Origin of the sequence: Streptomyces lateritius (assembly GCF_014649715.1) — a bacterium.
Classification (GTDB): Bacteria; Actinomycetota; Actinomycetes; order Streptomycetales; family Streptomycetaceae; genus Streptomyces; species Streptomyces lateritius.
The window spans coordinates 1-736 of record NZ_BMTO01000047.1; the positions used below are offsets into that span (position 1 = coordinate 1).

Sequence of the window (736 nt, forward strand, 5' to 3'; positions counted from 1 at the left end):
CCTAGTGACCTGAGTCGGAGATTCGTCGTTGGTTCGGTATGAGTCGTCCGGGTCCGAAGATTCCGCCGTTGTCGGTGACCGGTGCCCAGCGGGCTGTGCTTGAGGGGTGGGTGCGTCGTCGCTCGACAGCTCAGGCGCTGGCCTTGCGGTCGCGGATCGTGCTGGAGTGTGCCCAGGGGCACTCGATCATGGAGGTGTCCCGCCGCCTGGGTGTCTCTCCGGACACGGTCCGCACCTGGCGACGGCGCTTCCTGGAACGTGGCCTGGACGGCCTGTCCGACGAGCCCAGGCCGGGTGTTCCGCGGAAAATCACCGATGCGGACGTCGAGCGGGTCATCGTCAGGACGCTGGAGGAGAAGCCGAAAAACGCCACCCACTGGTCGACGAGGTCGATGGCGGCGGCCACCGGTATGTCCCAGTCCGCGATCTCGCGGATCTGGCGGGCGTTCGCCCTGGCACCGCACCGCTCACAGACGTTCAAGCTGTCCACCGACCCGTTGTTCATCGACAAGGTCCGTGACGTCGTGGGGTTGTATCTGGATCCGCCGGAGAAGGCCCTGGTGCTGTGCGTGGACGAGAAGTCGCAGATCCAGGCCCTGGACCGGTCCCAGCCCGTGCTGCCGATGATGCCCGGGGTTCCCGAGCGCCGCAGCCACGACTACGTCCGGGCCGGCACCACCACCCTGTTCGCGGCCCTGGAAGTCGCCACGGGGAAGGTGATCGGTTCCCTGCACCG

General features: G+C 67.3%; 1 protein-coding gene. It reads left to right on the forward strand.

The features are described from left to right. Positions 1-38: 38 nt before the first annotated feature. Positions 39-736 (forward strand): IS630 family transposase (locus IE136_RS35210; RefSeq protein ID WP_189602566.1); only part of this gene is annotated, 698 nt, incomplete at its 3' end.